This window comes from Herbidospora galbida, assembly GCF_005233835.1.
GTDB lineage: Bacteria > Actinomycetota > Actinomycetes > Streptosporangiales > Streptosporangiaceae > Herbidospora > Herbidospora galbida.
On the sequence record NZ_SZQA01000003.1, the window covers coordinates 255,462 to 269,814 of the forward strand.

Sequence of the window (14,353 nt, forward strand, 5' to 3'; positions counted from 1 at the left end):
GAGGTGACGGTTTGCGCTGGCTTGCTCTGCTTCTAGGGATCGCGATCCTCGGTGGCGTGGCCACCGTGGTGATCGCCCTCCAGGAGCCCGAGACGCCACACGCCGCGCGCATCGGCAGCACCTCGCCGTCCGAGCCGAGCCCGACCCCGTCCGACACCGGTTTCACCGACCCGTGTGGCACGTTCGACACGAACATGCGCACCCCCTACGCGATCACCGGCTACTGGATCATGCCGTCGGCCGACCGCTGCAACTGGCGCCGCCAGCTGGAGGAGATCCACAAGGTCGGCGGCGACACGGTGGTCCGCATCGGCTTCGGCCTGCAGCCGCGCGGGGTCGACGACGAGGGCCGCATCCTGGAGACCGCCCCCGACGACGGGAGCGAGGCAAAGCCCGACGAACGCTACGGCTACTGCGTCGAAGACGGTCTGACCTGCTACCAGGCGGCCGAACGCGACCTGAAGGCGGCCAACCCCGGCAACCGCGTCTCGTGGTCGTTCGTCTTCCGCACCGACGAGCAGTACGGCGACGGCGTCTTCCGCTGCCCGCAGATGGAGAAGAAGATCGTCGTCGGCGAGCGGGTGTTCTTCCGCCTGATCGCCGACGAAGACGGCTCCGACGACGCGACCTGCGACTTCTCCAGCAAGGGCAAGGGCTACCACCTGATCCTGGTGTCGGCCGGCGCGACCGACAGCCTGACCGAGCTGCTCGACCTGGGCGACCAGTTCGGCATCAAGGTCTTCCCGTCGCTGCCGCTGGCCCCGCGCGACCCGACCGGCGTCACCCGCGCCAACCCGCGCCACATCGGCACCCTCACCACGCTGACCCGCCGCATCCTGCAGGACTACGGCACCCGCTTCGCGGGCCGCGAGTCGCTCGGCGGCGTCTACCAGCCCTTCGAGCTCGTCATCAGAGACTGGGCCGACCCTGAGAACGTTCCGACACTGCAGGTGTACGCCGAACAGCACCGCATCGTCGAGCAGGTACTCCCGGGCAAGCCGATCCTGGTCAGCCCCTACCTCGACGCCCGCAAACGGGTCGACTACACCTCGACCCCCGCGCAGGTCGGCGAGGGCTTCAAGGCGCTGGCCCGCACGGGCGTCGGCATCATCGCGCCGCAGGACTCGCGCGGCACCGGCAAGGTCGGCCTGTTCTGGCCGAACTGGAAGAACCAGCCCGTGGACGAACGGCTGAAGCCGGTGGTGGGGGAGAGCACCTACGGCACCGCCTACTACGGCGCCACCCGCGACTACTACCGGGCCATGTACGAATCCCGCCTCGAACTGCGCGACGAGGAAGACATCGACGTGCAGCTGTGGGCCAACGTCGAGGCGTTCGAACCGTCGGCGACCGAGAAGTGCGGCACGCAGGGGACCCGGGGACGCACCGACAAACCCCGCCTCGACACTGCGGTCACGCTGGTCGGGCCGTACGTCTCGAAGATCATCTCGTACATGTGGAGCGACTTCTTCACCTGCGGCACCCCGTCGCTGTCGGAGGACCTCGCGACCGACTGGGAACGCCCCATCGCCATCCAGGCCATCAGGGAGAAGCGGCAGATCCAAGACGGCCTGCAGATCCGCGGCTACCACCTGGAGAACGTCCGGGTGACGCTGAGCTGGACCGGCCTGGAGACCCCGCGCGTCGTCGACTCGCAGTCGGTGGGCTGGTTCGACGGGCAGCCGATCGCCGACTTACCACCCGCCGTCGGCCAGGTCTGGATCCCGGTCGACTGGGCGAGCGTGCCGCCCGGCACGTGGGTCAGGGTAGAGGTGACCTCCGCCGACGGCCGCAAGGCCGCCGAGCCGGTCTACTACCACAACAACGATTGATCGCGACAGCGTGTAACGTGCCTGACATGGTCCCGCGCATCCCCGTCAGCGTGGATCTCGTCGTGCTGACAGTGAGGTCGAGCGCCCTGTGCGCCTTGGTGTGGCGGCGGGATCGGCCGCCCTACCCCGATCTGTGGGCGCTGTCGGGCGGCTTCATCCACCTCGACGAAGACCTTCCGGCGGCGGCGGCCCGCGTGCTGGCCGAACGGGCCGGCATGGCAGGGGCGCCGGTCCACCTGGAGCAGCTCCGGACCTACGGCTACCCCGACCGCGACCCGCGCCAGCGCGTCGTGTCGGTCGCCTACCTGGGGCTGGCCCCCGACCTGCCGGCCTCGACCGAGGCCCACATGAGCTGGCAGCCGCTGAGCGAGCTGACCGAGATGGCCTTCGACCACCGCCGCATCATGCTCGACGGGCTGGAGCGGGCCCGGTCGAAGCTCGAATACACCTCGCTCGGGGCCGCGTTCTGCCCGACCGAGTTCACCGTCGCCGAGCTGCGCAGGGTCTACGAGATCGTGTGGGGCCGCCCGCTCGACCCCCGCAACTTCCACCGCAAGGTGACCAAGACCGAGGGCTTCCTGGTGCCGTCGGGCCGGACGACCACCCGCGACGGCGGCCGCCCCGCGATGCTCTACCGGCGGGGCCCGGCGGAGGCGCTGCACCCGCCGATGCTGCGGATCTGACCCGTTTGACGTGATTGGGCCCACTGTTGTCAGTGTGATTGGGGATATTCTCCCCCTGTGCTGATATCGGAGCCGCGCACTGTGCCGGCGGCGGCCGCCGTTGACCCACCCTTCGTCCAGCCCCGCTTACGGGTGCTCGACCTGCTGCGATTCGTCGCGGCCATGGCGGTGGTGCTGTTCCACTTCGGGGAGACGCGCGCGTGGGGGACGGTCAACGCCTTCCCGGCGTTATCCGGCGTCACGATGTTCGGCTCCTACGGAGTCCGGCTGTTCTTCATGATCAGCGGCTTCGTGATCCTGATGAGCGCCTGGGGGCGTACGCCCGGTGAGTTCGTGGTCTCCCGGATCGCCCGTCTCTATCCGGCCTACTGGGCCAGTGTGATCATCCTGGGCGCGATCGCGCTGATGGGGTTCATCACCGACCACCGGCCCACTCTGAGCGAACTGCTCGCCAACCTGACGATGTTCCAGCACGGCCTGCGGATCCGCGACCTGGAGATCGTCTACTGGACGCTCTGGCACGAACTCGTCTTCTACGTGATGATCGCCTGCTTCGCGGTGGTCGGGATCACATACCGGAGGGTTCTCGGCTTCATGGGCGGCTGGATCTTCCTGCTCGCGCTGGCCGAGCGGCTCGACATCTCGCTGCTGAAGGTCGGGCTGGCCCAGTTCGGGGCGCCCTACTTCATCGCGGGCATGTCCCTCTACCTGATCTACCGGTTCGGCGGCTCGCTGCTGCCGTGGCTGTTCGTCGGCCTGGCCTACGCCTTCGGCCTGGTGCAGCTGCTCGGCGAGGGGCCGTCGGCCGTCGAGCGGTTCGGCGAGCCGCTGGGCACGGCGCTGGTCGTCGGCGTGATCTCACTGATGTTCCTCGTGATGATCCTGGTCGCGCTCGGGCGGCTCGACGGGATCGACTGGCGCGGGCTGACGCTGCTGGGCGCGCTGACCTACCCGCTCTACCTGTTCCACCACCACGTCGGATTCCTGATGATCCAGTGGCTCAACCCGATCCTCGGCCACCGGGTCACGCTGCCGGTGGTCATCGGGATCGTGCTGGTCGTGGCGTGGGCGGTCTACCGGTTCGTCGAGGTGCCCGCCCAGCCACGGTTGAAGGCGGCGCTGTCCCGCTCGCTCAAAATCGCCGACTAGCTACTTCTTTTCGGCCGGCTTCGGCGGCTTCGGCCAGGCCTCGCCGGGCTTGAGGACGCGGTCGCCGAGCAGCGTGGAGACGGTGACGAGCTTGTAGCCCTTCTTCGTCAGGGTGTCGACCACGGTCTCCATGGCCTTGACGGTCTCCGGCACGATGTCGTGCAGCAGGATGACGGCGTCGCGCCGGGCGAACTTGAGCGTGCGCTCCTTGATGACCTTGGTGTTGCGGGCCTGCCAGTCGAGGGTCGAGCCCGTCCAAAGGATCTGCGGCAGGCCGAGCGTCTCCATCAGGGAGCCCACCCGGGAGTTGGTCGCGCCGTTCGGCGGGCGCATGAACGTCGGCGTGACGCCGGCGGTCTGCTGGATGACCTCCTGGGTGCCGACGATCTCGGAGATGATCTCCTCGTCGGAGAGCTTGGTCAGGTCGGGGTGGTCCCAGGTGTGGTTGCCGATCTCATGCCCCTCGTCGACCATGCGCTTCATCATCTCGACGCGGCTCTCGACCTTGCGGCCCAGCACGAAGAAGGTGGCCTTGGCCTTGTGCTTCTTCAGGGTGTCGAGCAGGGCGGGGGTGTAGGGCCAGGGCCCGTCGTCGAAGGTGAGCGCTATGCACTTGTGGCGCTCGCAGTACGGCTTGGCCTTCGCGTTCGCCGGTGCGGCCGGGGCGATCAGGGACGTGGTTAAGGCGAGGGCGAGTGCCCCCCGGACGATCACGCGCATGGTGCCGAATCCTAAGGGGTGTTCCTGGGACGACTCTGAGATCGGCACGAATGACCTCAAGTAGGGTGTGGGCACATCGCCGCAACGGAGGGGTGCAAGAATGCCGCAGTTCAGGGCCGTGCTCGACACCATGCCGGCCTACGCGCCGGGCAAGGCGGTGGTGTCGGCCGACGGGCGGTCGTACAAGCTGTCGTCGAACGAATCCCCCGAGCCGCCGCTCCCCAGCGTGGTCGCCGCCATCGCCGAGGCCGCCGCGACCGTCCACCGTTACCCCGACCCGGCGGCGGTCCGGCTGACCGAGGCGCTCGCGGCCCGTTACGGCGTCCCGCCGGAGCACATCGCGCTCGGCGCGGGCTCGGTCACCGTCGCCCAGCAGCTCTTCGAGACGATCGGCGAGCCCGGTGCGGAGGTCGTCTACGCCTGGCGTTCGTTCGAGGCCTACCCGGTGCTAGCGGACCTGTCGGGGGTCACCTCCGTGCAGGTCCCGCTCGCCGGCGAGACCCACGACCTCGACGCGATGCGCGCCGCGATCACCCCGGCCACCCGCATGGTCCTCGTCTGCAACCCCAACAACCCGACGGGCACGGCCAACCGCGCGGCCGAGCTCACCGCGTTCCTCGACGCGGTCCCGTCCGACGTGCTCGTGATCCTCGACGAGGCCTACCGCGAGTACGTGCGCGACGAGGCGATCCCCGACGGCCTGACCGTCTACCGCGAACGCCCCAACGTGGCGGTGCTGCGCACCTTCTCCAAGGCCTACGGCCTGGCCGGGCTCCGCGTCGGCTACCTGATCGGCCCCGAGCCCGTCGCCGCGGCGGTCCGCAAGACGATGATCCCCTTCGCGGTCAACCACCTCGCCCAGGCCGCCGCCGTCGCGTCGCTCGCCGCCGAGGACGAGCTGCTGGAGCGCGTCGAGCGGGTCGTCGCCGAGCGCGCCCGCGTCCGCGAGGCGCTGATCACCCAAGGCTGGACGGTCCCCGAGTCGCAGGCCAACTTCGTCTGGCTCCGCCTGGGCGACGACACCCCGGCGTTCGCGGCGGCGTGCGCCGCTGAGGGCGTCGCTGTGCGTCCATTTGGCACGGAGGGTGCCCGTGTGTCCATTGGTGACCGTGAGGCCAACGACGCGTTCCTGAGGGCCGCGCAGGCCTTCAGGACACACGTTTCCGCTCGGTAGAGACCACCAGCGCGACCCCGGCGACGATGACGAGACCGGCGGCCACCATCATGGCCGTCACGGTCTCGCCCAGGATGATCATCCCCAGGGCGACCGCGACGACGGGGTTCACGTACGCGTAGGTGGACACGAGCGAGATCGGCGCGTTGCCGAGCAGCCACACGTACGACGTGAACCCCACCAGCGACCCCACGACGATCAGGTAGGCCAGCGCCAGCCACGACCGCCCGGACACCTCCGACAGCACGAGGTGCTCCCCGGCCAGCCCGCTGCACGCCAGCAACCCGGCCCCGCCGACGACCATCTCCACCGTCGAGGCGGCGAAGGGGTTCTTCGGCATCGGCGCCCGCCCCGACATGAACGACCCCACGGCCCATGAGAACGACGCCAGCAGGATCACCACCACGCCGACCGTGCCCCCCGACGCCCCGCCGGTCAGCGAGATCCCGGCCACGCCGAGGAACCCGATGAGCACGCCGGTCAACGTCAGGACGTGGGGCCGGTCGCGGAAGACCGTGCGCATGATGACGAGCCAGAGCGGCGTCGAGGCGACCAGCAGCGCGGCGAGCCCGGTGGAGATGTGCTGCTCGGCCACGGCGACCATGCCGTTGCCGCCCGTGAGGAGCAGCAGCCCGACCAGGGCCGCGTCGAGGAACTCGCGGCGGTTCATCCGGAACGCCTGCGGGCCCGACTTGACCAGCAGGAACACGCCGAGGATCGCGGCGGCCACCACGAACCGGAGGCCGCCGGAGACGAAGGGCGGCATGGTCTCGATGACGATTCCGATGCCCAGATAGGTCGATCCCCAGACGATGTAGACGGTCGTCAGGAGGACCCACACGCGTATGTCACGACCGTCCCGCTGCATGACTGCTGACAATAGCCAAACGTCGGCAAACCCCTCCAGAGCGGGGCCCGAAATCGGGCATCAACCGTAAAAGGCTGGGTCGAGCACCTCGATGTCGGTGATGGCGGTGCCCGTCGGGTCGAGGCTGAGCCCGATGACCTCCGTCCCGGCCAGCAGCAACGGCAGCGACCGGGGGCTCGCCGACCCCGGCGGTGAGGTGAGCAGGTTCCGGCAGGCCTGCGTACACGCGCAGACCCCGAAATAAGGGAGATCCTCGACGGTCCCCGCGAGGGGATCGCCCTCGAGCAGGTCGACGATCGTGGCCGTGAGCCGGGGGTGCACCTCCTTCAGGCGGAGCCGGCTCACCGGAGGTACTCCAGGACCAGCAGGCACAGCGTGGCCGTCCCGAGATAGGCGCCTCCCGACGTCATGAGCGCGGTCGGTGCGGTCTTTCCCGACCGGAGACTGACGATGTAGCAGATCAGCGCGATGACGGCGGAAACGAGCGCCGCGATGATCAAAGAAACGACAGGCGACATTTCCTGACTTTCTTTCTGATAGCGCATAGTGGGTGACCACAGACAGATATCAGCGCCGGTCGCCGGAGACCCGAAGATCATCTGTTCCTGTACGGATTTCCGCAGGTCTGGACGCCTGTGGACGACTCTGGACGTAACCGGATGACCTGGTTAATCCTCGCGCTCACGACGTTTGGGAATTATGGGGCGTAGCCCCTGTGAACCCACTAATCTCGCCATCATCACCGGTCGCTCCGGTGATCTTTCAACGGGGTTCTCGGCCTTTTCCGGCCCACGCGCGGTCGCGCTGTCTGACTGTTTTGAGAAACGGAACTCGCTCATGGGTGATGCACGTGGAGAGCGGATCGACTGCGATGTCCTCCTGGCCAAGCTCGACAGCCTGTACCGCAAGGTGGGCCGGCCCAGCTATGGCCGGATGGTGGAGCTGGCGGAGTCGATGATCAGGGCGGAGACCGGGGAGGAGTGGCGCTCGCTCTCCACCTCGCACCTGTCCAACATCATGAAGGGCAGGTTCACCCTGCTGCCGGGCTGGCCCCTCATCCGCACCATCGTCACGGTCCTCTACAAGTTCGGCACGATGAACGGCCGCATGGCGGCCTCGCCGCAGGCGATCAGTACGCTCACCCGGGAGTTCGCCGAAGTGTGGGACGCCGTCGAAACCCGCGACGCCCCGGCCAGGCCGGTGACGCGGATGCCCTACGTCCCCGGCGACATCCTCGAACAGGCTCCCGACGAGGTCCGCCTGCCCCCGGTGAAGTCGGCGGCCTTCCGCATGCCGAGAGCGTGGGGCCGCATCGGCGCCTCGATCCTCCGCCGAGCCGAACAGGGCGACGCCGTCGCCGCCTACCAGGCCGCCGTCCTGCTGGCCTGTGAGGCCACGCGTGAGGAGGTGACGCCCGCCTACCGCCGCCTGCTCCTCGAAGCGGCGGCCGAATGGAAGAAGGAGGCGACCGGCACGGTCGCCGAGGCGCTGACCCTGCCGTTACACGGCCACGGCCTCCTCCGCGCGGCGGGCGAGCTGGCCTTCCGGCGGCCCCACCCGGCCAAACGCAACGTGATCTTCATACAGGCCTTCCTGCACGTGGAGGCCGCCCTCCAGAAGACCGCCGCCATCGGCGACGAGAGCCGACGATGACTCCACCTGGTGGAAAGCCGTCGAGCCCTTGGCCGGCGCCAGACGGTCGCCTCCAGAGACACGCCATAAACGTTCTGTGAGGGCGAACTCGCGTTCTCCAGGCCGCACACCGGGCGGGCGTTCACAAGGCTGGCATTTCACGACTTTCATCGAATTTGCGCAATGTTGCGCAACTCCAGCCCCGCCCGTCCCGCACTTTCTTCTATCCGGTGAAGTGAATTCCCTGTCCGGATTTATCCGGACGTATCCGTACACAAAAAGCAGTGCCCGGCACCCTCGGGAAAGAGGATGCCGGGCACTCGCCCGCCGTCTCAGCGGTTCAGCTTCTCCACGATCAGCCGGTAGAGCTGCCGGGGCCGGCCCGGTTGGGGTGTCCGGTTCGGTGGGAGCGGCCACGCGAGTCCCTCGTCGACCAGCGTGCGCAGCAGTCTCCGCGCCGTTCTCGGTGTCACCCCCAGCATCTTGCCCGCGCCCTCGGCGTCGACGACGGTGTCGCCGCCTTCCAGCTTGGCCGCCAGCCTGGCCAGGACCTCGACGCCCTTCGGCTTGGCGGGGCCCGCCGACTGCGGAGGCATCCGGGGCGGGGGCACCAGCGTGCGTCCCTCCCGGTCGACCGCGAAGCCCTGGGCCTGCTTGCCGGCCTGCGTGCGGGCCAGTGCGGCCCGTGCGTGGGTCTCGGCGTCGTGGGTGGTCCGGCCCATGCCGACGCCCACCTCGACCGCCAGGCCCAGCTCGTCGCGGATCCTCGCCGCGAAGGGCAGCACCCGGAAGCCGTCGGTCGCGCCGGCGATCGATCCCCGTGTCGCGACCACCAGGTAGCTGTGGTCGTCGATCGGCCACACGCTGGCGTTGATGCGGTTGGCCTCCTGCACCAGCAGGCGGTGCAGGGAGAGCCGCAGCTCGTCACGCCAGTATCGCGGCGCCGCCCGCCTTATCGGCTCCCGCAGCGTCGGCACCTCGACGAGGATCACCGTCAGCTGGGATTCCTCCAGCCGGTGGTGCGCCCCGAGCAGGGCCGCCGTGTGGAGAGCAGTCCGGACCGCCGCCGAGGTGGGCCGGATGCGGACCGTGGGGATGCCCGCGGCCGTTAATCGGTCGGCCACGCCCGGTATGCAGGTCAGGGCCCCCGTAGTGGCGCCCTGGCGGACCAGCCGCTCGTGGTAGGCCGCGATCGTGCCGGTCGCTCCCGGCTCGTCGCGGCTGTGTACCTCTGCCGTGGATATGCCCAGGTCCGCGAACGCCTCGTCGACCTCGCCCCGGCTCAGCACGTCGACGCTGACCCGTCTGGGGTCGATGCGGTCGTCGAGGGCCGCCCGTGCGATCGCGGCCGTCAGGGCCGCCCCGCCCAGTTGGACGTGGGTCGCCGGCATCGTCAGTACCCCGGCCCGCCGCGCCAGCTCGTATGGAATCGGGCTGGCGAAGAGGCAGGCGTCGACGCCGCCCAGCCGGGTCACCTTGTCGGATGCCTCCTGCTCGTCCCGGTATGCGGCCGCCACGAGGCGGCACGGCACCGGGGCGGCGGCGTGTCCCATGAGCATGACCCGCTCGACGAGGTCATGGGGACCCACCACACCGATGGTGAGGTCCGGCGTCCCAGCGCCCATTCCGCCCCCCACGCGTCCGCGCGGCGAGTCTTCAGTGCGCTCGACCAATGTTCGTCCCATCCCGCGCGCCTTCTCGATTGACTTCTCTTTGGAACGATCGCTCCCGGAGGCCGTAATGTCACGCCCGGATTTTCCGGAATACCGTTCTGAGAAGGGCGGCACGGTCCTTTCCCATTATGTTGTGGCTGGTCAATGCCATTATGGACGTCGAACTAGGCAAAAGGGGAAATCTCGCGTTCCACATCGGCTCCGAGGGCTCGGAGGCGCTGCGCGATGTCGGCGTGGCCCCGGTCGATGCGGTAGCCCGACTCGATCACCGTCTCGCCCTCGGCCGCCAGACCCGCCAGCACGAGCGCGATGCCCGACCGCAGATCGTGCGCCTCGACGGTCGCGCCGCGCAGCGGAGTGGGCCCGTGGACGACCGCCCGGCTGCCGTTCACCTCGACCCGCGCGCCCATCTTGTTGAGTTCGCGGGCCAGCGCGAACCGGCCGTCGAAGATGCGCTCGTGGATGTAGCTCGGGCCGCCGGCGAGCGCCGCCATCGCCATCAGCTGCGGCTGGAGGTCGGTCGCGAAGCCCGGGTAGGTGTCGGTGATCACGTTGATCGGCCGCAGCTGCCCGTCGCGGCGGGCGTGCACGACCGCGCCCTCCTGGAAGAACTCCACGCCCATCTGCTCCAGCTTCCACCGCACGACACCGAGGTGTTCGAGCGAGGTGCCGAGCAGGGTCACCTCGCCGCCGGTGATCGCGGCGGCCATCATGAACGCCCCGGCGTCGAGCCGGTCGGCCATGACGGTGTGCTCGACGGCCTTGAGCTCGCGTACGCCCTCGACGGTGATGAAGCCGGTCCCCTCACCGCTGATGTTCGCGCCCATCTTGCGCAGCATCTCGATGACGTCGAGGACCTCGGGCTCCAGCGCGGCGTTCTCGATGACCGTCGTGCCCTGGGCCAGCGCGGCGGCCATGATGAGGTTCTCGGTGCCCGTGTGGGAGGGCCGGTCGAGGTAGAGCGTGGCCCCGGTCAGCCCGGCGGCCTTGATGTGGATCGCGCTCTCCTGCTCGTCGACCAGGGCGCCGAGCCGCTTGTAGCCGTTGTAGTGGAAGTCGAGGTTGCGGGCGCCCAGATTGCACCCGCCGACGCCCTCGACGATGACCTCGCCGACCCGGTGCAGCAGCGCCGGCACGAACAGGATCACGCCGCGGAACCGCGACGCGATCTCCTCGGGCAGCACGGGGGTGTGCACCCCCGAGGCGTCGATGACCAGCGTGCGCTCCGCCTCGTGGAACTGCACCCGGGCGCCGACGGCCTCGGCGAGCTCGATCGCCCGCCGGACGTCCTCGATCAGCGGGACGTTGCGGAGGACCGTCCGGCCCTCTGCCGCCAGCAGGGCCGCCCCGATCATGGGCAGCACGGCGTTCTTCGCGCCCTGAACGAACGCGGTTCCACGCAGCGCATTGCCACCGCGCACGCGGTAACGAACCATGAATGAGTCTCCTCGGTTGGGGGTGGAGAGGATGGTGCGGCAGGTGCGGTAGCCGGGTATCGGCCCACAGTAGCCGTTAGCCGGGGTCATTCGCGGCGAAACCACCCCTGGAAAGTACGGCCCGTAAGGCCGTTAAAGGGCCCCACTTAGAGCCCCGGTGTTCTGACCAGGAATGCGAAGTTCGCCGGATTTCAGCGCAAGGAACACGAACGACTGATCGAACGACCGAAACGCTTCGAATTCAACCCCAAAACCGACATCCGCCCTGGCGAGGGGCAGGTTTCCCCACTTCCCGCACAGCGATTTACGGTCTCGTGTACGCAACCAAGGTCCGAAATCCGGCACACCGCCACCACCGGCCGGGCGGCGCCGTCGGTCACGTACCGACAGCGCGCCTTGCCGGAATACCGCCCTTTCACTTGTCCTATTTTGTCAGGACGCGGCGCCCGGATCAGGGAAAACAGCGACTCGTGTGACTAACGCCCCGCGGCGATGTCGCTTCGGTGGAAGGAACCGCGCATCTCGATGCGGCCGACGAGGTCGTAGGCCCGCTCGCGCGCCTGCGCCACGGTCTCGCCCGTGCCCACCACGTTCAGCACCCGACCGCCGTTGGAGACGACCCGCCCGTCTTTCCGGGCGGTCCCGGCATGGAGGACGTAGGCGCCCTCGACCTCTTCGGCCAGGCCCTCGATGGCGTCGCCCTTCACCGGGGTGCCGGGGTAGTTCTCGGCGGCGATCACCACGGTGACGGCCGCGCCGGGACGGCTGACCACGGCGGGCTGGGCGGCCAGCTCTCCGGTCGCGCAGGCGAGCAGCAGGTCGGCCAGAGGGGTCTCCAGGCGGTCGAGGACGACCTGGGTCTCGGGGTCGCCGAAGCGCGCGTTGAACTCGATGACCTTGGGGCCCTTGCTCGTCAGGGCCAGGCCGGCGTAGAGGACGCCGGTGTAGGGCATGCCCCGGCGGGCCAGCTCGTTGACGGTCGGGGTCACGACGGTCGTCATGATCTCGTCGACCAGGCCCTCGGGGGCCCACGTCAGGGGGGTGTAGGCGCCCATGCCGCCCGTGTTGGGGCCCTCGTCGCCGTCGTGGGCGCGCTTGAAGTCCTGTGCGGGCTGCAGGGCCACGGCGGTCTTGCCGTCGCACAGGGCGAACAGCGACACCTCGGGGCCGTCGAGGTATTCCTCGATCACCACGCGCTCGCACGCCGCGGCGTGGGCCAGCGCGGCCGAGCGGTCGGTCGTCACGACGACGCCCTTGCCCGCGGCCAGGCCGTCGTCCTTGACCACGTAGGGCGGCCCGAAGGTGTCGAGGGCGTCGAGGGCCTCTTCGGGGGTCGTACAGGAGAAGGCGCGGGCGGTCGGGACGCCGGCCGCCTCCATCACCGACTTGGCGAAGCTCTTGGAGCCCTCGATCGCGGCGGGCTCGCGCGACGGGCCGAAGCACGGCACGCCGACCGACCGGACGGCGTCGGCCACCCCGGCGACCAGGGGCGCCTCGGGGCCGATGACCACGAGGTCGACCGCGAGGTCGAGCGCCAGCGCCGCGACGGCCGAGCCGTCGAGCGGCGACACGTCATGGAGCCGCGCCACCTCGGCGATGCCCGCGTTGCCGGGCGCGCAGTGCACCTCGGCGGGTCGGAGAGCACGGCAGATCGCGTGCTCACGGCCTCCTGAACCGATCACCAGAACTCGCACCCACGCATTCTCTCAGGCCCGGCAACCACGGTTATCCTGGGACCCTGTGATATTTTGGGTTGGCTTTGCGGTGTCAAGTGGCGATTGGAGGTGGTACGGGTGTCTTCTGGCGATCCCGTCAGTACGTGCACGCGCACGTCTGACGTGCGCGACATCCCTGTCCATTTCCATATGCACGCCGCCCGCATGCCCGCGCCCTTGTAAGGGGTGACTCCGCTGTTCGCGTGGAGCATGTGAGCTCGGCCTTCGAAGGGACCGACATGCGCTCCGCCACGCTTTTCCCCCGTCGTTACACCCGTGCCGCCACCGTGGCCTCCCCCGTTCTCGAGCACAAGAAGTTCCCCTGCGTCCCGTCGAGCGACTCGCTCATCACCTTCGGCGCCTACATCGGCGGCCGGAAGGTCGCGGCCGACGGAATAGCGCAGGCCGTCCAGTTGGTCCGGCAGCACAACGAAGACGCCGCCAAGCCCGACGCCTACGTGTGGGTCGGGCTCTTCGAGCCGGAGGCCCCCGAGGTCGAGTGGCTGGCCGAGACGTTCGGGCTGCACCCCCTTGCCGTCGAAGACGCGGTCAAGGCCCACCAGCGGCCCAAGGTGGAACGTTACGGGGACTCCCTGTTCGTGGTGCTGAAGACGGTCGCCTTCCTCGACCACGAGGTGCTGACCGAGTCGGCCGAGATCATCGCCACCGGCGAGATCATGGTGTTCGTCGGTCCCGACTTCGTCGTCACGGTGCGCCACGGCGCCCACAGCCCGCTCAGCGACGTGCGCGACAAGCTCGAAGACAAGCCCAAGCTGCTCAACCGGGGCCCGACCGGCGTCCTGCACGCCATCGCCGACCACGTCGTCGACAAGTACCTCTACGTCGCCGACCAGATGCAGGCCGAGCTCGAAGAGGTCGAGGCCGCGGTGTTCGCCGAGGTCAGCTCGCGCGACATCAACCGGATCTACCACCTCAAGCGCGAGATGCTGGAGCTCAAGCGGGCCGTCGCGCCGCTGCACACCCCGTTCTCGCAGCTTCCCCAGCGCCGCAGCATCCCGTCGGACATGCGCGAGTACTTCCGCGACGTCTCCGACCACCTGTCGCGCGTGTGCGAGCAGGTCCAGTCGAGCAACGAGCTCTCCGACTCGATCCTGCAGGCCGCGCTCGCCCGCACCAACGCCCTGGCCAACGAGGACATGCGCAAGATCTCGTCGTGGGTGGCGATCCTGGCCGTACCGACCATGATCGCCGGCATCTACGGCATGAACTTCGAGCACATGCCCGCGCTCGACGCGGTCTGGGGCTACCCGGTGGTCGTCGGCGTCATGGTCGTCGCCTGCGCCCTGCTGCACCGGGCGTTCCGGCGCAACGGCTGGCTCTAGATGTACTCGGTCATGACGTTGGTGACAGTCGGCTGATCGGAGGGTGACCGTCCAGTGCGCTGTGACGTCGTCGGGTGTTGTAGTGCTCCATCCATGGTTGCAGGGCGTCGGCGCGGTGGGTGTTGCTG

General features: G+C 68.9%; 14 protein-coding genes. 6 read left to right on the plus strand and 8 right to left on the minus strand.

Features of this window, described 5'->3' with window-relative positions; genetic code table 11:
• The first annotated feature begins 56 nt into the window (after positions 1-56).
• Genes FDA94_RS06195 through FDA94_RS06205 form a run of 3 tightly spaced genes read left to right on the plus strand, consistent with a single transcriptional unit; the run spans position 57 to position 3,664 of the window.
• Positions 57-1,832, plus strand: coding sequence for a DUF4434 domain-containing protein (locus FDA94_RS06195; RefSeq protein WP_246059568.1), 1,776 nt, complete (start codon positions 57-59; stop codon positions 1,830-1,832).
• A 26-nt stretch (positions 1,833-1,858) separates the two neighbouring features.
• Positions 1,859-2,515: an NUDIX hydrolase gene (locus FDA94_RS06200; RefSeq protein WP_137246046.1), complete on the plus strand. Its 657-nt coding sequence runs from the start codon at positions 1,859-1,861 to the stop codon at positions 2,513-2,515.
• Between the two features lie 57 nt (positions 2,516-2,572).
• Positions 2,573-3,664 (plus strand): acyltransferase family protein, encoded by a 1,092-nt coding sequence (locus tag FDA94_RS06205; RefSeq protein WP_137246047.1) that lies wholly within the window; start codon positions 2,573-2,575, stop codon positions 3,662-3,664.
• Here the strand turns inward: FDA94_RS06205 and FDA94_RS06210 are convergent, their stop codons facing one another.
• The gene (locus FDA94_RS06210; protein ID WP_170990802.1) at positions 3,665-4,384 is read right to left on the minus strand and encodes a polysaccharide deacetylase family protein; all 720 of its coding nucleotides are present in this window, start codon (positions 4,382-4,384) and stop codon (positions 3,665-3,667) included.
• Positions 4,385-4,484: 100 nt separating this feature from the next.
• On the opposite strand from FDA94_RS06210, the gene hisC reads away from it, so the two are divergent.
• Complete coding sequence (gene hisC, locus FDA94_RS06215) at positions 4,485-5,558, plus strand: histidinol-phosphate transaminase (protein ID WP_137246049.1); 1,074 nt, start codon at positions 4,485-4,487, stop codon at positions 5,556-5,558.
• On the opposite strand, the gene FDA94_RS06220 is transcribed toward hisC, so the two are convergent.
• From FDA94_RS06220 to FDA94_RS39025, 3 genes are read right to left on the minus strand one after another with little or no spacing between them, the layout of a single operon-like run.
• On the minus strand, positions 5,533-6,426 hold the full coding sequence (locus FDA94_RS06220; protein WP_137246050.1) for an EamA family transporter: 894 nt from the start codon (positions 6,424-6,426) through the stop codon (positions 5,533-5,535). The genes hisC and FDA94_RS06220 overlap by 26 nt on opposite strands.
• A gap of 60 nt (positions 6,427-6,486) precedes the next feature.
• Positions 6,487-6,771: a hypothetical protein gene (locus FDA94_RS06225; protein WP_137246051.1), complete on the minus strand. Its 285-nt coding sequence runs from the start codon at positions 6,769-6,771 to the stop codon at positions 6,487-6,489.
• Positions 6,768-6,944 carry a hypothetical protein gene (locus tag FDA94_RS39025; RefSeq protein WP_170990803.1) on the minus strand — a complete coding sequence of 59 codons (177 nt, stop codon included), beginning with the start codon at positions 6,942-6,944 and terminating at the stop codon, positions 6,768-6,770. Before FDA94_RS39025 ends, FDA94_RS06225 begins: the two co-directional genes overlap by 4 nt.
• Before the next feature lie 319 nt (positions 6,945-7,263).
• Here FDA94_RS39025 and FDA94_RS06230 point away from each other — a divergent pair, with 319 nt between their 5' ends.
• Entirely contained in the window at positions 7,264-8,079 is an 816-nt protein-coding gene (locus tag FDA94_RS06230) for a hypothetical protein (RefSeq protein ID WP_137246052.1), read from the plus strand.
• A 311-nt stretch (positions 8,080-8,390) separates the two neighbouring features.
• Here the strand turns inward: FDA94_RS06230 and FDA94_RS06235 are convergent, their stop codons facing one another.
• From FDA94_RS06235 to purD, 3 genes are all read right to left on the minus strand, one after another.
• Positions 8,391-9,683: a transcriptional regulator gene (locus FDA94_RS06235; RefSeq protein ID WP_030456307.1), complete on the minus strand. Its 1,293-nt coding sequence runs from the start codon at positions 9,681-9,683 to the stop codon at positions 8,391-8,393.
• 212 nt (positions 9,684-9,895) lie between these two features.
• Positions 9,896-11,167 (minus strand): UDP-N-acetylglucosamine 1-carboxyvinyltransferase, encoded by a 1,272-nt coding sequence (murA, locus tag FDA94_RS06240; RefSeq protein WP_137246053.1) that lies wholly within the window; start codon positions 11,165-11,167, stop codon positions 9,896-9,898.
• Positions 11,168-11,643: 476 nt separating this feature from the next.
• Positions 11,644-12,861 (minus strand): phosphoribosylamine--glycine ligase, encoded by a 1,218-nt coding sequence (gene purD / locus FDA94_RS06245; RefSeq protein ID WP_137246054.1) that lies wholly within the window; start codon positions 12,859-12,861, stop codon positions 11,644-11,646.
• A 260-nt stretch (positions 12,862-13,121) separates the two neighbouring features.
• On the opposite strand from purD, the gene FDA94_RS06250 reads away from it, so the two are divergent.
• On the plus strand, positions 13,122-14,225 hold the full coding sequence (locus FDA94_RS06250) for a magnesium and cobalt transport protein CorA (RefSeq protein WP_137246079.1): 1,104 nt from the start codon (positions 13,122-13,124) through the stop codon (positions 14,223-14,225).
• A gap of 10 nt (positions 14,226-14,235) precedes the next feature.
• Here FDA94_RS06250 and FDA94_RS06255 read toward each other — a convergent pair.
• Positions 14,236-14,353 (minus strand): integrase core domain-containing protein (locus FDA94_RS06255; RefSeq protein WP_137246055.1); only part of this gene is annotated, 118 nt, incomplete at its 5' end.